This window comes from Kitasatospora sp. RG8, assembly GCF_017813315.1.
Lineage (GTDB): Bacteria > Actinomycetota > Actinomycetes > Streptomycetales > Streptomycetaceae > Kitasatospora.
The window spans coordinates 555,948-569,313 of record NZ_JAGIYX010000001.1 but is presented as its reverse complement, the minus strand read 5'-3'; the positions used below and the strand labels follow the sequence as shown (position 1 = coordinate 569,313).

Below are 13,366 nucleotides of genomic sequence, written 5' to 3'. Positions count from 1 at the left end.
CCCTCACGCAGCGGAGGAACGATGAAGCGATTCAGGCGGGTGGCGGCCGTGGCAGCGGCGGTGCTGGCAGCCGTGGCGGTCAGTTCGGTTCCGGCCCAGGCCGCCAACCCCGGGGTGCTGTACAACCTGGCCTCAGGTTGGTGCGCCGACCTGCCCAACTACGGCGCGGAGTACAACACCAAGGTGTACGAGTACACGTGCGACGGGTCAAGCAACGACAATCAACAGTGGAGTTTCGACTACGACGGCAACGTCTACCGCGGCATGTCGGCCTTCACGATCCGCAACATCAAGAGCGGCCAGTGCATGGACGTGCCGAACTACGGAGTGGTGGACCCGGGCACCCAGGTCGGGATGTACACCTGCTCCCCGGGCGGCGGGGACAACCAGGAGTGGGTCTTCCAGCCGTCCTCGGACTACTCCGGCTACGGGGTGCTGATGAACGTCAAGACCCTGATGGCCACCACTCCGACGCTGTGCCTGGACGTCGCCAACTGGGGCGGCGAGCGCAACGGCCTGCCGCTGACCGTCTACAACTGCTATGGAGCCGGTTGGGCTTACGGCGGCACCGACGACCACCTCTGGACGCTGTACTAGAAGCAACGCCGTTCGTCCTGACGATCGGCTGAGCGCGGCCGAGGGGAGCCCCGGCGCCCGTATCAACCGATCGGTTGATACGGGCGCCCCGGGTCGAGCGGATCGGCGGATGCCGCCCGTCCCGGCCGCTCGCGAAGCTGGACCCATGAAACCTTCCGGCAGTCCAGCGCCGCCCGCCTCGGGCCCCGTCATCGAGGTGACCGGCCTTCAGAAGTCCTACGCGGGGCGCCCGGTGGTCGACGGCGTCTCCTTCTCCGTCGCCGAGGGCGAGATCTTCGGTCTGCTCGGCCCCAACGGTGCCGGCAAGACCACCGTGGTCGAGTGCGTGGCCGGGCTGCGCGTTCCCGACGGCGGCACCGTGCGCGTGGCCGGGCTCGACCCGCGGGCCGACCGTGCGGCGACCACCCGGGTCCTCGGCGTCCAGCTCCAGGAGAGCGAGCTCCAGCCCAAGCTGACCGTCCGCGAGGCCCTGGAGCTGTACGCCGCCTGCTACCCCGACCCCGCCGACTGGCGGTCGCTGGCCGGGCGGCTGAACCTCACCTCCCGGCTGTCCACCCGGTTCGCGGACCTCAGCGGCGGGCAGAAGCAGCGGCTGTTCATCGCGCTGGCGCTGATCGGCCGGCCGCGCGTGGTCGTCCTGGACGAGCTGACCACGGGGCTCGACCCGCAGGCCCGGCGCGCCACCTGGGAGCTGGTCGAGTCGGTCCGGGAGGGCGGGGTCACCGTCCTGCTGGTCACCCACTTCATGGAGGAGGCGCAGCGCCTCTGCGACCGCATCGCCGTCGTCGACCGGGGGCGGATCGTCGCGCTGGACACCCCGGCCGGGCTGATCGGCCGCTCGGCCGGGGCCAGGGTCGTCTCCTTCCGGCCCTCGGTGCCGCCGGCCGAGGCGGACCTCGCCGCGCTGCCCGGGCTCGTCTCCGTCGTCTCCGAGGAGGGCCGGCTCACGCTGGCCGGGACCGACGAGACCGTCGACGCCGTCCTCACCCTGCTCGCCCGCAACCGCATCACCGCCCATGAACTGCGCGTCACCGACGCCACCCTGGAGGACGCGTTCATCGACCTGACCGGAGCCGAGTCATGACCGCCGCCCGCACGCCGTCCACTCCCACGTCCACGTCCGGGGCGTCCATGCCGTCCACGCCGTCCACGCCGTCCGCCCGGGCCGTCCGCCGGCGCGGGCCGGCCGCCGCGGTCCTCGCCGCCGAGGCGCGGCTCTTCCTGCGGGAGCCGGCCGGCGTCTTCTGGATCCTGGTGTTCCCCACCCTGCTGCTCGTGATCCTCGGTTCGATCCCCGCCTTCCGCGAGGTCAAGGAGTCGCTCGGCGGCATCAGGACGGTCGACGCCTACGGGCAGGTGTCCGTGCTCATCGCGCTGCTCACGGCCGCCGTCGCGGCCATGCCACCGGTGATCACCGGCTACCGGGAGCGCGGCATCCTGCGCCGGATGTCGACCACCCCGGTCCGCCCGGCCGCGCTGCTCGGCGCGCAGATCGTCCTGCACGGCGCTGCCGCGCTGGTGTCGGCCGCGCTGTCGTTGGCGGTGGGCCGGATCGTCTTCGACGTCGCGCTGCCGCGGCAGCCGCTCGGCTACCTGCTCGCCCTGGTGCTCGCCGCTCTCGGCGCGCTGGCCCTCGGCGCGGTGATCTCCGCGCTCTCCCGGACCTCGAAGATCGCCAACGGGGTCGGCACCGCGGTCTACTTCCCGATGATGTTCTGCGTGGGCACCTGGGTGCCGGTGCAGGCGATGCCGGACGCCCTCGCCCGGGTGGTCGGCTGGACGCCGTTCGGCGCCGCCGCCGAGGCGTTCGGCGAGGCGTCGGCGGGGTCCTGGCCGGGCTTCGGGCACCTGGGCGTGCTCGCGGTCTGGGTGGTGGCGCTGCTGGCGGCGGCCGCCCGCTGGTTCCGGTGGGAGTGACGCCGTGGTGATCGGCCTCGTGCAGACTGGGCGGGTGACCATTGCGTACGGGGGGGCCGGCGGGGACGCGGCCGACAGGGGCGGGCCCGGCGGGATCGCCGTCGGGGGTATCGCCGTCGGGGGTGGTGCGCCCGGCAGCGACCGGGGCGGGAGCGACGTGGCGCGGACGGGGGCCGAGAACGCCGCGAGGGCCGGCACCGCCGTCGAGCGGCGGTGGGCGGTGTTCCACCGCTGGGGATCGTTCGCCCTGCTCGGCGCGGGCCTGCTGTTCTCGGCGGCCACCTCCCGGCTGATCGGGATGGACGGGCCCCGGTGGGCGGCCGTCGGGGCGCTCGCCGCCGCGGCCGTCGTGCTGCAACTGTGGTGGCTCGCGGCGGCCCGCGACCGCCCCGGCCCGTCCGCCTACAGCGCCGCGTACTACGGGGTCCGCTGGGCACTGGCCTTCGCGCTGACCTGGCTGAACCCGTTCTTCGCCACCTATGCGACCGCCGGCTACTACGACGCGGAGCGGCTCCTGCCGCGGCGCCTGCGCTGGCCCGGCATGGTCGCCACCGCGGTGACCCTGGCGGGCTCCCAGTCCGGCGGGTTCCCGCCGCGCGGCACGACGGGGATGGTCGTCTTCGGCGGGCTGCTCACCGTGCACCTCGTGCTGCTGGTGGTGCTCAGCCGGGTCGCCGCCCAGGAGGCCGAACGGGCCCGCGCCCAGGCCGCCGCCATCGAGGAGCTGGCCCGGGCCAACGCCGCGCTCCAGCAGGCGCTGGCGGAGAACGCCGCCCTGCACGCCCAACTGCTCGTCCAGGCGCGGGAGGCCGGGGTCGCCGACGAGCGCACCCGGATGGCGGCCGAGATCCACGACACGATCGCGCAGGGGCTGGCCGGCATCGTCACCCAGCTCCAGGCCGGTGCCACCGCCCCCGACCCGGCCGCCGCGCGCGGCCACCTCGACCGGGCCGCCGACCTCGCCCGGCACAGCCTCGGCGAGGCCCGCCGCTCCGTCCGCAACCTCTCGCCGGCGGCGCTGGAGCACGACACGCTGCCGGGGGCGCTGCGCAAGACGGTCGCCGAGTGGCGCGAACGGACGGGGGTGCAGGCCGAGTTCACCGTCACCGGCACGGTGGAGGAGCTGCACGGCGAGATCGCCGCCACCCTGCTGCGGATCGGCCAGGAGGCGCTCGCCAACGCCGCCCGGCACGCGCAGGCGACCCGTCTCGGGCTCACCCTCTCCTTCATCGACGACGAGGTCGTCCTCGACGTGCGGGACGACGGCCGGGGCTTCGACCCGCTCGCCCTGCCCACCGCCTCCGCCCGCGCCGGCACCGGCGGCTTCGGCCTGTCCGGCATGCGGGCCAGGGCCGAGCGCATCGCCGGCTCGGTCACCATCGAGTCCGAACCCGGCTTCGGGACGGCGGTCTCGGCTCGCGTACCGTTGGTGCGCCATGAGCGATGACGTGATCACCCTGCTCCTCGTCGACGACCACCCCGTCGTGCGCGACGGCCTGCGCGGCATGTTCGCCGCCGACCCCGGGTTCCGCGTGCTGGGCGAGGCGTCGAGCGGCCCCGAGGCCGTGGCCCGGGTCGCCGCGCTCGACCCCGACGTCGTCCTGATGGACCTGCGGATGCCGGGCGGCGGCGGGGTCGAGGCCATCACCGCCCTCACGGACCGGGGTGCGCGGGCCCGCGTCCTCGTCCTCACCACGTACGACACGGACGCCGACACCCTCCCCGCCATCGAGGCCGGCGCCACCGGCTACCTGCTGAAGGACGCACCGCGCGACGAGCTGTTCACCGCGGTGCGCGCCGCGGCCGAGGGGCGCACCGTGCTCTCCCCGGCGGTCGCCTCCCGGCTGGTCGCCGCGGTGCGTACCCCGGCGGCCCGCGGCGGGGCGGCCCACGGGGAGGACGGCCCCCGCGGGGAGGGGCCGGAGGAGACGCCGCTGTCGACGCGCGAGCGCGAGGTGCTGGCCCTGGTGGCCAAGGGCACCTCGAACCGGGAGATCGCCCGGGTGCTGTTCATCAGCGAGGCGACCGTGAAGACCCACCTCACGCACATCTACGCCAAGCTGGGCGCGGCCGACCGGGCCGCCGCCGTGGCCCAGGCGTACGAGCGGCGCATCCTCGGGTAGGGCCCGTCCGTCGTGGCGCCACCGGCGCGCCCGTGCCGAACCGCCCCTGCCGCACCGGGACCGCCACCTTCGCAACCACCTCCGCCGCCACTTCCGCGGACCGGTGAACCGTTGCGCACCACGGTTTCTGACGGATGGTCGGTAGAGTCCGGTGCCATGACCGAGGTGAGCGGCGAACCGCGTGACGGATCCCCTGGCGACGGACTCCCGGGAGGCGGCCGGTTGGCCGGCAAGGTGTGCGTGGTGACGGGCGCGGCCAGCGGCATCGGCCGCGCGGTGGCCGAGCGCTTCGCCCGGGAGGGCGCGTCGGTCGTCGCCACCGACATCGACGCCGCCGGCCTGCGCCGACTGGCGGAGCAACTCCCGCAGGCCGTCGGCACGGTGGTCGGCGACGTCTCCCGCGACGACGACGCCCGCCGGATGATCGCCGCCGCCGTCGACCGGCACGGCCGCCTCGACGTCCTGGTGGCCAACGCGGGCGTGCTGCCGCTGATGGAGATCACCGAGGCGAGCGCCGAGGAGTGGGACCAGGTGATGGCCGTCGACGGCCGCGGCATGTTCCTCACCTGCAAGTACGCGATCGAGGCGATGGCGGCCCCGCGGGGCCGGGGCGGCGCGATCGTCTGCGTCTCGTCCATCTCCGGCGAGGCCGGCCAGCGCGGCCAGGCCGTCTACGGGCCGGCCAAGTTCGTCGCCTCCGGCCTCACCAAGCACCTCGCCGTCGAGTGGGCCGACCGCGGCATCCGGGTCAACGCCGTCGCCCCCGGCACCATCACCACCGAGCGCGTGCGCCGCCTCCGGGACGAGCCGGGCGGTTCCGAGTACCTCGCGGCGATCGAGCGGCTCCACCCGATGGGCCGCCTCGGCGCGCCCGCCGAAGTGGCCGCCGCCGTCGTGTTCCTGGCCTCCGACGACGCCTCCTTCGTCACCGGGGCCGTCCTCCCGGTCGACGGGGGCTACCTGGCGCAGTAGGCCGCCGGGCGCCCAGCACCTCGATCAGCGCCGAGACGCCTTCCGGGCCGCGGCCGACGGCGAGGGCCCGAGCGGTGACGGCGAGGGCGGCGTCCAGGACGGCGGTGTCCAAGCCGCGGGCGCGGGCGGTGCCGGCGACGTGGGCGAGGCCGGCCGCGGCGGAGGTGACGCTGCTGAGGTCGCCGGGGTGGTGGCCCTCGTCGGCGCGGCGGGCCCAGTCATCGATGAGGGCCGGCAGGATGCGCGGCAACCCGTGGGCGTACGGGGCGAGTTCGGCGGCAGTGATGCCCTCGGCGCGGGCCAGGGCGAGGGCGTGCAGGTAGCCGTGCGCGGTGGTCCAGAAGAAGTCCAGCAGCGCCGCGTCGTACGCCGCCGCCCGGCCGGGGTCGGCGCCCAGGTGGGTGACGGTGCCGGCGAGAGCGGCCAGCGCGGGCCGGTGCGCGTGGAACGGCTCCTCCTCGCCGGAGCAGACGATCACGCCGCCCGGCTGCCCGATGGTCGGGGTGGGGGTGAGGATCGCGGCGTTGAGCAGCCGGACGCCTTGTCCGGCGGCCCGGGCGGCGGTCTCCCGGGCCTGTCCGGGGGCGACGGAGGTGGTGTTGACCACGGTCCGGCCCCGCAGGGCCTCGCCGGCGGCGTCGAGGACGGCCCGGGCGGCGTCGTGGTCGCGGACGCAGAGGAGCGTGAGGGGGCTCCCGCTCGCGGCCCCGGCGGCGCTCACGGCGGCTTCGGCGCCCCCGGCGAGCAGGTCGGCGTCCCGGCCGGGGGTGCGGTTCCAGACGGTGACCGGATGGCCGGCCGTGAGCAGCGCGGAGGCCAGCGCGCGGCCCATCGGGCCGAGGCCGAGCACGGTAACGGGGGTGTGGGAAGGGCTGGTTGCGGAGGATCGGAAGTCTGTCACGGCGGTTAAGCTAGACCTTCACGTCGACGTGAGGGTCAAGCGTGGGAACGGGCGCCGAGGGGGCCGTGGTGCGGATCGGGGAACTGGCCCGGCGGACCGGGGTGAGTACCCGTGCGCTGCGCTACTACGAGGAGCAGGGCCTGCTCAGCCCCGAACGCCGCCCCAGCGGCTACCGCGAGTACGGCGAGCACGACGTCCGCACCGTCCACGGCATCCGCACCCTGCTCGCGGCGGGCCTCAGCAGCACGGTGATCGCCGGGCTCCTCCCCGGCCTGCCCGCCCCCGGCGAGCGCCGCCCCGGCCCGACGTGCCCCGAACTCCTCGCCGGCCTCGCCGCCGAGGACGCCCGGATCGCCGGGACCATCAGCGAACTCGAGTCCGCACGCCGCCTGTTGGGCGACATCATGGCCGCCGCGGCGCCGGGCGAACTGATCACCACGCCCCGGCCGGACGCCCCCTCAGCTCGGAAGGCTCCCCGGAGAAGCTGACCTCGCCCCGGTGCAGCACGTGGACGACCGCCGCCCCGGCCAGGCTGCGGGGGAGCGACTGCGCGGTCAGCACGACCGTCCGGTCCCCGGCGGCGGCCGTGCCGAGCAGGTGGGCGTGGAGCCGGGCCGTGACGGCGGGTGCGAGGCCCCGGTCCGGCTCGTCGAGCAGGAGCAGGCGCGGGCGTGCGGTCAGCGCCCGGGCGACGGCGACCAGTTGCCGCTGGCCGCCGGAGAGCGTCCCGGCCGGTCGGGGCAGCAGGGCGGACAGCTCGGGCAGGAGCGCGAGCACCTCGTCCGCCCCGGAGGGGTCGGAGCCGCCGAGCCCGAGGTGCTCGGCCACCGTCAGCGAGGTGAACACCGCCCGCTCCGCCGGCACCAGCGCCAGCCCGAGCCGGACCCGCCGGTGCGCGTCGAGCGCGGTGACGTCCCGCCCCTGCCAGAGCACCCGCCCGGCGGTGAGGCGGACCACCCCGGCGAGCGCGTGCAACGCGCTGGTGCGGCCGGAGCCGTTGCGGCCGAGCAGGACGGTGACCGCGCCGGCCGGGAAGGCGAGGTCCACCCCGTGCAGGGCCTCCAGCGGCCCGTACCGGACGCGGGCCGAGCGCAGGGCGGCTTCGACGCTCACGGGCCGGCCCCCGTCGGTGCCGCCGCCCCGCCCCACAGCCGCGCCACCCGGGCGTCGGCGAGTACGGCGCGGGCCGGACCACACGTCACCACCCGGCCGCCGGCCATCGCGTACACGGTGTCGGCCAGCTCCCCGACCAGGTCCGGGTCGTGCTCGACCAGCAGCAGCGCCATGCCCCGGCCGGCCAGGCCGCGCAGGACGGAGACCAGCCGGGCGGTCTGCGCCGCGTCCAGACCGGCCGACGGCTCGTCCAGCAGCAGCACGCGCGGGTCGCCGGCCAGGGCGCGGGCCAGCTCCACCAGGCGCAGCACCCCGGTCGGCTGGTCGCCGGCCGGCTGCGCCGCGACGCTCCCGAGCCCGAACAGGGCGAGGGCCCGCGCCGTCGCCCCGTCCACCGCGCGCGGGTCCGGCCGGCGGCCGCGCCGCTGCTCGGCGCCGATCCGGACGTTGTCCGCGACCGGGAGGGTCGGGAAGACGGCGATCTGCTGGAACGTCCGGGCCAGCCCGAGCCGGACCCGGGCGTACGCGGGCAGCCGGGTGACGTCACGGCCGCCGAGCAGCACCCGGCCGGCGTCCGGGCGCACCGTCCCGGCCAGGCAGTCGAAGAGCGTGCTCTTGCCGGCGCCGTTCGGTCCGATCAGTGCGGTGATCCGCCCCGGCGGCGCGGCCAGGTCCACCCCGGCCACCGCCTCGATCCCGCCGTACCGGCGGACCACCCCCCGCGCGGTCAGCCGGGCCCGGCCGATGTCCGTACGGTTCACGGCCGGGCCTCCCCCGGGGCGTCGCCGCGCCGGGCGGCGATCAGGGCGCGGAGCCGCCGGCCCGCCGGGGTGAGCCGGGCGGGCGGCAGCGCCGCGGCGGCCTCCGCCGGGCGGCGGCGCGGCAGACGGGCCGCCACGCCCGCGAGGCCACCCGGCAGGCGGCCGATCGCCGCTGCGAGGACGCCGACCGCGACCGCCGACACCCCCGCCACCGTGCCCGAGTCCAGGCCGATCAGCAGGGCGGCGGCGAGCACCGCCCCGAGCGCGCTGTCCGCGCCGGCCACCACCACGGCCGCGAACCAGAGCAGACCGAGCACCGGGTCGAACGAGGCCGCGTCGAAGGCCCGCCCGGCCAGGCCCATCAGCCCGCCGCCGAGCGCGGCCAGCGCCGCCCCGGCCACGAAGGCGAACAGCTTCAGCCCGGGCACGTCCACCCCCGCCGCCACCGCGCCCTGCTCGTGGTCGCGCATCGCGGTCAGGGCCCGGCCCAGCCGCCCCCCGTGCAGCGCGTGCACCACCACCAGGCCCAGCCCGAGCAGCAGCAGTTCGGCGAGGTAGAAGGCCCGGTCGCCGGCCAGGAAGGCGGGCCGGTCGAGAGTCAGCCCGGTGGTCGCGTACGGCTGCTGGAAGACGAAGCGGCTCATCGCCGTCCCGACCGCGAAGGTGACGAGGGCGAGCGCCAACCCGCGCCGCCGGATCGCCGGCCAGCCGGTGAGCAGACCGAGCGGCGCGGTCGCCAGGACCGCGAGCAGCAGCGCGGGCGCGGCGGGCAGCGGCGGCACGCCCGGGATCCGTCCGGACATCAGCAGCGCCGTCCCCAGCGCGCCGAGCCCCGCGTACCCGGCCTGGCCGAGCGAGATCTGCCCGCCGTACCCGGTCACCACCACGATGGACAGCAGGATCAGGGCCAGCGCGGGCACCAGCAGCGCGCTGCGCAGGTCGTTGCCGCGGAAGCCGAGCGGCAGCAGGAGCAGCACCAGGCAGGCCGCCCGGGCCGCCCGCCCCCCGCCGGCCGGCCCGGGCGCGGTGAGCGGGGCACGGTCGGGCTGCCCGCCCGTGATCCGGGGGCCGGCCAGCAGGGCGGCGGCCAGCAGCGCCACCACGAACAGGTTGGCCTGTACCGCCTGCACCAGCGGCAGCAGCTGGCCGGGCGGGCGCAGCCGGGTCATCTCGGCCTGCGCGATCCCGAGGCCGAGGCCGGTCGCCACCGCCACCGGGATGGACCGCAGCCGGGCGGCCACCGCTACCGCCATCGTCTCCATCACCAGCAGCGGCAGCCCGTACGGGTCGAGCAGCAGGTAGGGCGCCAGCGCGACACCGACCAGGCCGGCGGTGAACGAGCCGAACGCCCAGCCGGCCGCCGAGACCCGGTCGGCGTCCACCCCGGCCAGCCGGGCGAGCCGGCGGTCGTCGACGACCGCGCGCAGCTGGAGGCCGAACCGGGTGAAGCGGGTGGTCGCGGCCACCGTCACGGAGAGCACCAGGATGGCGGCGAGCTGCGCCACGGTGTCCGGCCGCAGGGTGTGTCCGCCGGGCAGCACGATCGGAGTACCGCCGAACGGGGACGGCGCGCCGCTCAGCGGGGCGGCGCCCCAGAGCAGCACCACCACCCCGATGAGCAGGACGAAGACACCGACCCCGGCGACCACGGTCTCGGCCGTCCCGGCGCCGCGCCGCTGCAACGGCCGGTACACCAGGGCGTCCAGCACCACCCCGAGGGCGGGGGCGACCAGCAGCAGGCAGCACGCGACGGCCGGCCAGACCGGCCAGTGCCGCACCACGACGAGGTCGCGCAGCAGGTAGGCGACGAGCATGGCCTGCGCGCCCTGGGCGAGGTTGAGCACGCCGGTGGCGCGGTGGCAGACGACCAGGCCGATGCCGCTCAGGGCGGCGGCGCAGCCGACGGTCAGTCCGGCGAGCGCGAGGTCGACGGTGAGGCCGAGGGAGTCGGGGGTGAGGACGTCCGGCACGGTGACCTCCGCCCGCTCAGCCGGCCGGTGGGGCGGCGTCGCCCGGGCCGGCGGGGCCCTCGGGCGGGTCGGCGGGGCCCTCGGGCGGGTCGGCCCCGCCGGGCGGCCCGGGTTCGCAGAGCCGGCAGGGGGCGAGCCCGCGCGCCCGGACGGCGGCGGCGTCCACCGGTACGGCCCGGGGTTTGCCGGTCACCAGCGGGCAGTGCGGCCGGTGGTAGAGGGTGCCCTCGGGGACGGCCAGCGTGACGCCGGCGGTTTCCGCGTTGCCCGCGTTGCCCGCGTTGCCCGCGTTGCCCGCGTTGCCCGCGTTGCCCGCGGCGCCCGTGCCGTCGGCGTCGTCACTGGGGGAGTTGTCGCCGGGGGAGCCGTCGCCAGGCCCGTCGTCGGGCTCGACCAGCAGGGCGTAGAGCCGCTCGACCCGCCGGTGCGTCAGGTCGGCGGAGCGGTCGGACGGCCCCGGGGAGCGGCCGGAGGAGCGCAGGGCGACCAGGACGACGCCCGCCACGATCAGCGCCGCGCCCGGGATGGTGGACGAGGCCAGGTAGGGGATCTGCTGCTCGGCGAACTGCTCGCCGGACACCCCGTACCAACCCAGCACGCAGAGGGCGGCCCCCGCGGCCGCGATGATCCAGCCGGTCCACTCGCGCCACTCGCTCCACCCGCGCGCGCCGCGGACCGTCCGCACCGCCCGCGCGGCGGGGCGCCGCGGGCCGGCGGCGGGAGGGCCGCCCGCCCCCTGAGCGGCGGCACTTTCGCCCCCGGATTGCGATTCGTCCATGAATCCGCCTTGATGGTGTCACTTGCGACATTTCCAGGATCGGCCTGGAACAGCATCCGGACATCGGCGGAGCGGGCCGCGCGGCGCATCCGGGCGGCGCGGCCGGCGCGGTCGGGGCTTCGGCGCCGACGACGTGACCGCCGCAGTCGAGAGGAACACCATGCACGTGAGGCAGAGCGGCACCCGCGACACCCGCGGCACGCATCGGGGCGGCGGCCCGGTCCTGCGGTCGGCGAGCGCGCTGCTCGCGTTGCTGCTGGTGGGCACGGTGGCCGCGTGCAGCAGCAGCAAGTCCACCTCGACGGCCTCGGGGTCGGCATCCGTGTCCGCCTCGGCGTCGGCCAGTGCCAGTGCCAGTGCCAGCGCCAGTGCCAGTGCCAGCGCGAGCCCCGGCGGGACCGCGCCCGCCGACCCGGCGACCGCGAAGAACCAGGTCACCGCGAACTGGGAGAAGTTCTTCGACCCCAGCACCCCGATCCCGGAGAAGGCCAGTCTGCTCCAGAACGGTGACGTGCTGCTCCCCGCCCTCCAGGGCTTCTCCCAGGACCCGCGGGTCGGCCAGGTGAAGGCCAGGGTGACCGACGTGGCGTTCACCTCGCCGACCGATGCCACCGTCACCTACGAGCTCTCGCTCCAGGGCACCGTGGTCGAGCCGAGTGCCACCGGCCAGGCCGTGCTGGAGAACGGCACCTGGAAGGTCTCCCGCTCGACCCTCTGCGGCCTGCTCACCCAGGCCGGCGCGGGCAGCGGAACCCCGATCCCCGGATGCAGCTGACGGCGCCGCCCTCCCGCCGGGCCGCCGACGGACCCGTCCGCCGACGGCCCGCGCGCCGCGCCCGCGTCCGTGTCCGCGCCCTGGCGCTGTCGCTCGTCCCGCTGCTCGTGCTGCTGCCCGTCGCCGCCTGCGGGACCCGGCTTCCGGACAGCGCGTTCGGCCCCCGCCCCACCCCGGGCGGGGGCGGTACGACGGGCGGCAATCCGGCCTCCGACACCGGCGTCACCGCCACCGAGATCCGGGTCGGCATCGTCACCTCGCTGACCAGCCCGGTCGGCAGCGAGGTGTTCAGCGGCCCCCGCTACGGCGCGCTGGCCTTCTTCCAGGCCCTGAACGACCGCGGCGGCCTGCACGGGCGCACCGTCAAGCCGGTCACCTGCGACGACGGCGGCAGCGGCATCGGCAACCAGGACTGCGTGCACCGGCTGATCGACCAGTCGCACGTCTTCGCCTTCGTCTCCGGCAGCGTGCTGGACTACGCGGGCGCCCCGTACGTGAGCGGGAAGGCCGTGCCGGACGTCGGCGGCCAGCCGATCGGCACGGCGTACGACCGCTGGCCGCACCTCTACGAGATCTACGGCAACAGCGCCCCGCGCGACGGGAACGCCGTCGGCTGGAACGGGACGCTCTACCAGACCACCGAGGTGTACCGGTTCTTCAAGGAGCGGCTGGGCGCACGCAGCGCCGCGGTGGTCGCCTACAACCAGGCCGACTCGGCCCGCTACGCCGCCCAGCTGAGGGAGGGCCTGGAGGCGGAGGGCTACCGGGTCCTGACGCAGACGGTCGACTTCGCGCTGCCGAACTTCCAGGCGGTCGCCGCCGCCGTCCGCGCCGACGGCTCGCAGCTGCTGTTCGACGCCATGGACACCCGCGGCAACGCGGCCCTGTGCCGCGCGCTGGACGAGGCGGGGGTGGAGGTCGAGGCGAAGGTGACCAACGTCCAGAACTGGTCCGAGACCGTCCGCACCGACTACCAGTCGTCACCCGGTTGCCGCAACGTGCTCTGGGCGACCTCGTCCAGCCTCAACTACGAGGACGTGGACCACCCGGCGGTGGCGGACTTCCGCGCCGCGATGGCCCGGTACTACCCCGACCGTGCCCCGCTGCTCTCGGCCTGGGAGCTGGAGGGCTGGGCGGGTGCGCAGTGGCTCACCGACGCGATGGACTCCTGCGGCGCGGAGCTCACGCGGGCCTGCGTCGGGGGCTTCATGAACCGTGCCGAGCCCTACGACGCGCACGGCCTGATCCTGCCCGCCTCCTTCGTGCCGCAGCCGCCGCCGTCGGGCCTGACCCGCGCCTGTCTGAACGCGGCCCGCTGGCAGGACACGGCGGAGGGGGGAAGGGGCGGCTGGGTCACCCAGGTGGCGTCCATGACCACCAACTGCTTCGACGTGCCACAGCTGCCGTACCGGCCGTGACCCCGGCCGCGTGACCCCGCCCGTGACCCCGGTGGCGCCGT

Annotated in this window: 14 protein-coding genes; 9 read left to right on the top strand and 5 right to left on the bottom strand. The window is 76.1% G+C overall.

Annotated features, from left to right (window positions below):
* The first annotated feature begins 21 nt into the window (after nucleotides 1-21).
* The 6 genes from J5Y04_RS02435 (at nucleotide 22) to J5Y04_RS02410 (ending at nucleotide 5,609) form a co-directional block, all read left to right on the top strand.
* Nucleotides 22-597, top strand: coding sequence for an RICIN domain-containing protein (locus tag J5Y04_RS02435; RefSeq protein WP_209409714.1), 576 nt, complete (start codon nucleotides 22-24; stop codon nucleotides 595-597).
* A 145-nt stretch (nucleotides 598-742) separates the two neighbouring features.
* Complete coding sequence (locus J5Y04_RS02430) at nucleotides 743-1,681, top strand: ABC transporter ATP-binding protein (RefSeq protein ID WP_245203976.1); 939 nt, start codon at nucleotides 743-745, stop codon at nucleotides 1,679-1,681.
* Between the two features lie 47 nt (nucleotides 1,682-1,728).
* The gene (locus J5Y04_RS02425) at nucleotides 1,729-2,514 is read left to right on the top strand and encodes an ABC transporter permease (protein ID WP_209410068.1); all 786 of its coding nucleotides are present in this window, start codon (nucleotides 1,729-1,731) and stop codon (nucleotides 2,512-2,514) included.
* Between the two features lie 157 nt (nucleotides 2,515-2,671).
* Entirely contained in the window at nucleotides 2,672-3,961 is a 1,290-nt protein-coding gene (locus J5Y04_RS02420) for a sensor histidine kinase (protein ID WP_209410066.1), read from the top strand.
* Nucleotides 3,951-4,637 carry a response regulator transcription factor gene (locus tag J5Y04_RS02415; RefSeq protein ID WP_245203975.1) on the top strand — a complete coding sequence of 229 codons (687 nt, stop codon included), beginning with the start codon at nucleotides 3,951-3,953 and terminating at the stop codon, nucleotides 4,635-4,637. Before J5Y04_RS02420 ends, J5Y04_RS02415 begins: the two co-directional genes overlap by 11 nt.
* Nucleotides 4,638-4,793: 156 nt before the next feature.
* Nucleotides 4,794-5,609 (top strand): SDR family NAD(P)-dependent oxidoreductase, encoded by an 816-nt coding sequence (locus tag J5Y04_RS02410; protein WP_209409710.1) that lies wholly within the window; start codon nucleotides 4,794-4,796, stop codon nucleotides 5,607-5,609.
* On the opposite strand, the gene J5Y04_RS02405 is transcribed toward J5Y04_RS02410, so the two are convergent.
* Nucleotides 5,563-6,510 carry an NAD(P)-binding domain-containing protein gene (locus J5Y04_RS02405; protein ID WP_307852887.1) on the bottom strand — a complete coding sequence of 316 codons (948 nt, stop codon included), beginning with the start codon at nucleotides 6,508-6,510 and terminating at the stop codon, nucleotides 5,563-5,565. The two genes, J5Y04_RS02410 and J5Y04_RS02405, sit on opposite strands and share 47 nt — an antisense overlap.
* Before the next feature lie 68 nt (nucleotides 6,511-6,578).
* Here J5Y04_RS02405 and J5Y04_RS02400 point away from each other — a divergent pair, with 68 nt between their 5' ends.
* A complete protein-coding gene (locus J5Y04_RS02400) occupies nucleotides 6,579-6,998 on the top strand; it encodes a MerR family transcriptional regulator (protein ID WP_209410060.1) in 420 nt (139 codons plus the stop codon).
* Here the strand turns inward: J5Y04_RS02400 and J5Y04_RS02395 are convergent.
* The 4 genes from J5Y04_RS02395 to J5Y04_RS02385 are packed head-to-tail and all read right to left on the bottom strand — an operon-like array spanning nucleotide 6,943 to nucleotide 10,982.
* Entirely contained in the window at nucleotides 6,943-7,623 is a 681-nt protein-coding gene (locus tag J5Y04_RS02395) for an ABC transporter ATP-binding protein (protein ID WP_209409708.1), read from the bottom strand. The two genes, J5Y04_RS02400 and J5Y04_RS02395, sit on opposite strands and share 56 nt — an antisense overlap.
* On the bottom strand, nucleotides 7,620-8,384 hold the full coding sequence (locus J5Y04_RS43870; RefSeq protein ID WP_374105936.1) for an ABC transporter ATP-binding protein: 765 nt from the start codon (nucleotides 8,382-8,384) through the stop codon (nucleotides 7,620-7,622). Before J5Y04_RS43870 ends, J5Y04_RS02395 begins: the two co-directional genes overlap by 4 nt.
* The gene (locus tag J5Y04_RS02390) at nucleotides 8,381-10,354 is read right to left on the bottom strand and encodes an ABC transporter permease (RefSeq protein WP_374105935.1); all 1,974 of its coding nucleotides are present in this window, start codon (nucleotides 10,352-10,354) and stop codon (nucleotides 8,381-8,383) included. Before J5Y04_RS02390 ends, J5Y04_RS43870 begins: the two co-directional genes overlap by 4 nt.
* A gap of 16 nt (nucleotides 10,355-10,370) precedes the next feature.
* Nucleotides 10,371-10,982, bottom strand: coding sequence for a hypothetical protein (locus J5Y04_RS02385; RefSeq protein WP_209410058.1), 612 nt, complete (start codon nucleotides 10,980-10,982; stop codon nucleotides 10,371-10,373).
* Nucleotides 10,983-11,292: 310 nt separating this feature from the next.
* Here J5Y04_RS02385 and J5Y04_RS02380 point away from each other — a divergent pair, with 310 nt between their 5' ends.
* Both J5Y04_RS02380 and J5Y04_RS02375 read left to right on the top strand, forming a co-directional pair.
* Nucleotides 11,293-11,907, top strand: a complete 615-nt coding sequence (locus J5Y04_RS02380; RefSeq protein ID WP_209409706.1) for a hypothetical protein — start codon at nucleotides 11,293-11,295, stop codon at nucleotides 11,905-11,907.
* Nucleotides 11,898-13,325, top strand: a complete 1,428-nt coding sequence (locus tag J5Y04_RS02375; RefSeq protein WP_209409704.1) for an ABC transporter substrate-binding protein — start codon at nucleotides 11,898-11,900, stop codon at nucleotides 13,323-13,325. The genes J5Y04_RS02380 and J5Y04_RS02375 overlap by 10 nt, the downstream gene beginning before the upstream one ends.
* Nucleotides 13,326-13,366: the final 41 nt, after the last annotated feature.

Excerpts from the sequence above, each read along its gene's own strand:
- J5Y04_RS02425 (WP_209410068.1), top strand. The coding sequence starts at position 1,729 with ATGCCGTCCACGCCGTCCACGCCGTCCGCCCGGGCCGTCCGCCGGCGC.
- J5Y04_RS02375 (WP_209409704.1), top strand. The coding sequence starts at position 11,898 with ATGCAGCTGACGGCGCCGCCCTCCCGCCGGGCCGCCGACGGACCCGTC.
- J5Y04_RS02410 (WP_209409710.1), top strand. The coding sequence starts at position 4,794 with ATGACCGAGGTGAGCGGCGAACCGCGTGACGGATCCCCTGGCGACGGA.
- J5Y04_RS02435 (WP_209409714.1), top strand. The coding sequence starts at position 22 with ATGAAGCGATTCAGGCGGGTGGCGGCCGTGGCAGCGGCGGTGCTGGCA.
- J5Y04_RS02415 (WP_245203975.1), top strand. The coding sequence starts at position 3,951 with ATGAGCGATGACGTGATCACCCTGCTCCTCGTCGACGACCACCCCGTC.
- J5Y04_RS02430 (WP_245203976.1), top strand. The coding sequence starts at position 743 with ATGAAACCTTCCGGCAGTCCAGCGCCGCCCGCCTCGGGCCCCGTCATC.
- J5Y04_RS02380 (WP_209409706.1), top strand. The coding sequence starts at position 11,293 with ATGCACGTGAGGCAGAGCGGCACCCGCGACACCCGCGGCACGCATCGG.